This is a genomic window from Flavobacterium sp., from assembly GCF_044368995.1.
Lineage (GTDB): Bacteria > Bacteroidota > Bacteroidia > Flavobacteriales > Flavobacteriaceae > Flavobacterium.
In genome coordinates, this window is sequence record NZ_JBIPMS010000140.1 from 1 (window position 1) to 4,015 (window position 4,015).

Sequence of the window (4,015 nt, forward strand, 5' to 3'; positions counted from 1 at the left end):
TCTTGTCATGATGTGGCGCCAAATGTTTATTATATGAACAATAATAATGGTGCCTCATTTACACATTATCAGTCAGGTGTAACTGCTGGATCCTATTCATTAGGAGTGCTTTCTAGCGGAGGAAACTATGCTTCATTATGGACAGATTATGATAATGATGGCGATGCGGATATGTTTATTTCTAAGTGTTCAGGACCTCCTTGTGAACTTCATAGAAATGATGGGAATGGTATTTTTACAGATATTTCAAATATTGCTCAAATCAACACAACACCCGTACAATCATGGTCTTCTGCAATTGCTGATTTTGATAATGATGGTGATATGGATATTTTAGTTGGTTCCAATGGAAATACAGGACACATGTTTTTTAAAAACAATTTAAATACTTCCAATACTACAGAAGAAGCGTTTACAAATATTACAATCGGTTCTGGATGGGATTTGGACAATAACATTAATAGAGATTATATAGCGTATGATTTTGATAATAATGGTTTTATTGATGTAATGGGTGGTGGAAATAAAATTATGTTTAACCAAGGAAATAATACATTTTTACCAGCAAACTATCCTAACGTTTCATTAGGTGCTGTTGGTGATTTAAACAACGATGGTTTTCTTGATATTTTAAACGGAAATACTATTCGTACTGCAGTTCCAAACGGAAATAACTGGATAAAAGTAACGTTTCAAGGTATTCAAAGTAACAGAAATGGAATTGGGGCACGTGTAGAAATTCATGGTGTTTGGGGTAAACAAATTAGAGAAGTTAGAAGCGGTGAAGGTTTTGAATTTATGAGCACCTTAAATGTTCATTTTGGAATAGGAAATGCTACAGCAATTACTCAAATAAAAGTAATTTGGCCTTCAGGTGCTGTAGATATTATTACCAATCCGAACATCAATCAAACTCTAAATGTTATTGAAGGCAACTTTCCATTAAGTGCGTCTTCATTCAATGGTAAAGAAGTTGTAATTTACCCAAATCCTACATCTGATTATTTAACAATTTCAAATATTGATCATTTGAATATTAACGCAATACATATAATTGATACAAATGGAAAAACGATTGGTAGAATCACTTCTAATTTTAATTCCATAGACGTTTCAAATTTAAGCAACGGAATATATATTTTAAGTATAGAAACCAAAGAAGGAAAGAAATTTGCCGAGAATTTCATCAAAAAATAAATTCAAAAAGCTAATAGAATTAATTTCATTTTCATCAATAAAAAAAACCCTTAACAGCTGAAGCTTTTAAGGGTAAATTTTAAAAAAATAAAAACTGTTTTATTGAATAATTAAAGTGGTTGCATATGATTTGTCGTCAAACATAACTTTAACTAAGTAATTTCCAGGGCTTAAATTACTGGTATTGATTTTATTTTCTAATTTAGAAATTTCTTTCTCCATAACTTCTTTACCTAATACATCAAATATTTTTACAGAAATATTTTCTACATTATTAGGTAATTCAATAGCAAAAATTTCATCTGCAGGGTTGGGATAAAGTTTAAATCCTGCCATACTAAACGAATCTGTACTCAGTGCAAAAGTGCCTGAAATACCATTTCCTTTAGTTGCGCCGTGGTATGCTAAAGATAAACTAGAACCTAAAGCCCATATTAAATTTATTGAAGCAGTTGAGTTTGTAAAAGTGTAATCCACACCTGCGGTGTCTCCAGTTGACAAAGCTCTTGTAGCAACGATTGTTCTAACTGAACCAGCAACAGTATTAGATGTTGTCGACCAACTTTGAGCTGAATCTGAATTTGGAGTACTTGTTGAACCAGTAAAATTTCTGTCAGTTAAAGTTGGTGTTGTACCTGATACTATCACACCATCACCAGTTTGAGACATTGTAGTCATTCCAAATCCAAGCCCTAACCAACTATTGGCCGGACCAACTAAAGTCATTGTTACCGTTGTTGAATTAGTATCAAACTTAACCGTATAACCTGAGGTCAAAGTTATTACTCCAGTACTGTGGTTTTGTGCGGAAACACTCACGCACGAAAGAAATAGTGTAAAAAGTAAAAATTTTTTCATAATTTAAAATTTAATAGTTAGAAATTTAGTAGATTAATAATTTTTTGATTATTTGTCTTTAAAGCATAATCAAGGGCTTCTTTATTGTAATTATCTCTAATTTTTACGTTTGGCTTCGCCAAAATTATTAGTTCAATAATTGGTAAATTGTTAGTATTTATAGCCATAATTAGAGCAGTTTGACCATTTGAATCTTGCAAATCAAGATTAGCTCCTTTTTCAATTAACAGTTTTGTAAATTCATAATTTTCTTTAATTACGGCTGCCATCAATGCTGTTCCACTTTTAGAAAGATGATTAATATTTTTTACATTTTGCAATAAATATTTAGCTACTTCAACATTATTATTATAAATGGCTAAAATTAATGTTGAATATCCATTTTCATTTATTTTATTTATGCAATCTAAATCTGACTTTAGAAATTCTTTTAATTCTAAAAGACTTCCATTCCTTGACACAGCAAAAACATCTTTTTGTGCAAAAGAAAATGAAAAAGCAAATAATAAGAAAAAAACTGTTTTCATAAATTAAAAAACTCGAATTAAATTAAATCCAAAAGCAATTTGTCCGTCATTCCAACTTCCGGTTGTGTTTCCTAAATATCCCGATTCATGCATGGCTTGGGAATTTGTAAAATGCATTTGAAATACATGACCACCTGTTTCTAAATCAAACCCAATAGATAGTGGGTTTTTAAAACCTGAATTAGAAGCACGATTTAAATGTGCCGCATAATCCATATTAAACGACCAGCGTTTAGAAAACTTATAACGTCCACCTAAACCGAAAGCAAATTGACTGTTATCTTGAAAATTATTGGCCACATAATTTTGATGAAAATGGGTTGGTGCTATTTCTAATGATAAATTATCATTGAATTTTCTTGAAATTAAAATTTGATTTACATAAGCCAATCGGTCTGTAAATTCTAATTTTGGTAATGTTATTTTCTCTAATTCTGTATTAATTGCTAAACTATTGAACCCGACAATTTCAAAAGGAAATCCTTGCTTTTTCTGGCCTGCAATTCTGAATTTTGCAGCAAATTCATATGTTTTTTGAAATCCAGAACGCGAGGCGTGAATAGTAATTCCGTTGGTTAATCCGTAAACAAATTGTATGCGAGTATTGGCTTCATCTAAACCAAAAAAGTCTTCAAATCCTTTGTCTAAATAACCAAATCGGTGAGCAATTACGAGATACAAATCGCCTTTTGCTGCTAATTTTGTAGCTTCTAAATTTACGATTTTTAAAGATTTAAATGCTGCTACTTCAAATTCATTTGCATCAGATATCGTATCGATTTCTTTAAGTAAATCGTCTTGAGCAACCATAAGAAAAGGCAATACACAAAATAAAAAAGTAATTTTCTTTATCATATTTATTTAATTTCAGCTTGATCTATTTTAATTTCTTCCAATAAAGAATCATAACCTATAACTCTTCCTTGAATAGTAATTATTTCAATTTGTTTTACATCTGAGTTTTTTTTCATCAAAACAAACACTTTTTCATCAATTATAAGGGTATTATTTTTAGAATCAATATTAGTTATTTTTCCTGTAACTGTTATTGATTTATCTAAATACTTTAAATTTGCTTTCGGCTCATCAAGTAAAAAATCTTGAGAAATTTGAGTTGCAGTTAAAGAAAAAATTGGTTTCTCGTTTGAAATATCTCTATGTGCATGATATAAATATTTGTAAGACACCAAAAGTATCGCAAACAGAACAACTATAACAATAATAATTTTTTTCATTAATTTTAATTAGCTACGTACAAACTTATAAATTATTTTGTAATATTGTGAGTATAAATCGATTTTAACATGAATAAACCATATTATTTAATTTTAATCACCTTGTTTTTTGTTTTTGGTTGTAGTAATAATTCGGAAGACGATTTAACAATTCCATTAACTTCAAATATAACAAAATACACTCAAGACATAAAACCA

At 29.7% G+C, this 4,015-nt stretch carries 5 protein-coding genes; 1 reads left to right on the forward strand and 4 read right to left on the reverse strand.

From position 1 onward, the window contains the following. On the forward strand, nt 1-1,197 hold a 1,197-nt coding region (locus tag ACIQ2I_RS08360), incomplete at its 5' end, for an ASPIC/UnbV domain-containing protein (RefSeq protein ID WP_396181963.1). Between the two features lie 99 nt (nt 1,198-1,296). Here ACIQ2I_RS08360 and ACIQ2I_RS08365 read toward each other — a convergent pair. From ACIQ2I_RS08365 to ACIQ2I_RS08380, 4 genes are read right to left on the reverse strand one after another with little or no spacing between them, the layout of a single operon-like run. Next, the gene (locus ACIQ2I_RS08365; protein WP_396181964.1) at nt 1,297-2,055 is read right to left on the reverse strand and encodes a T9SS type A sorting domain-containing protein; all 759 of its coding nucleotides are present in this window, start codon (nt 2,053-2,055) and stop codon (nt 1,297-1,299) included. A gap of 17 nt (nt 2,056-2,072) precedes the next feature. After that, on the reverse strand, nt 2,073-2,582 hold the full coding sequence (locus tag ACIQ2I_RS08370; RefSeq protein ID WP_396181965.1) for an ankyrin repeat domain-containing protein: 510 nt from the start codon (nt 2,580-2,582) through the stop codon (nt 2,073-2,075). A 3-nt stretch (nt 2,583-2,585) separates the two neighbouring features. Continuing rightward, on the reverse strand, nt 2,586-3,437 hold the full coding sequence (locus tag ACIQ2I_RS08375; RefSeq protein WP_396181966.1) for a DUF5777 family beta-barrel protein: 852 nt from the start codon (nt 3,435-3,437) through the stop codon (nt 2,586-2,588). A gap of 2 nt (nt 3,438-3,439) precedes the next feature. After that, complete coding sequence (locus ACIQ2I_RS08380) at nt 3,440-3,817, reverse strand: hypothetical protein (protein WP_396181967.1); 378 nt, start codon at nt 3,815-3,817, stop codon at nt 3,440-3,442. Between the last annotated feature and the right edge of the window lie 198 nt (nt 3,818-4,015).

What these genes read in the sequence shown, in the direction of transcription:
- ACIQ2I_RS08380 (WP_396181967.1), bottom strand. Translation starts at nt 3,817, where the DNA reads ATGAAAAAAATTATTATTGTTATAGTTGTTCTGTTTGCGATACTTTTG.
- ACIQ2I_RS08375 (WP_396181966.1), bottom strand. Translation starts at nt 3,437, where the DNA reads ATGATAAAGAAAATTACTTTTTTATTTTGTGTATTGCCTTTTCTTATG.
- ACIQ2I_RS08365 (WP_396181964.1), bottom strand. Translation starts at nt 2,055, where the DNA reads ATGAAAAAATTTTTACTTTTTACACTATTTCTTTCGTGCGTGAGTGTT.
- ACIQ2I_RS08370 (WP_396181965.1), bottom strand. Translation starts at nt 2,582, where the DNA reads ATGAAAACAGTTTTTTTCTTATTATTTGCTTTTTCATTTTCTTTTGCA.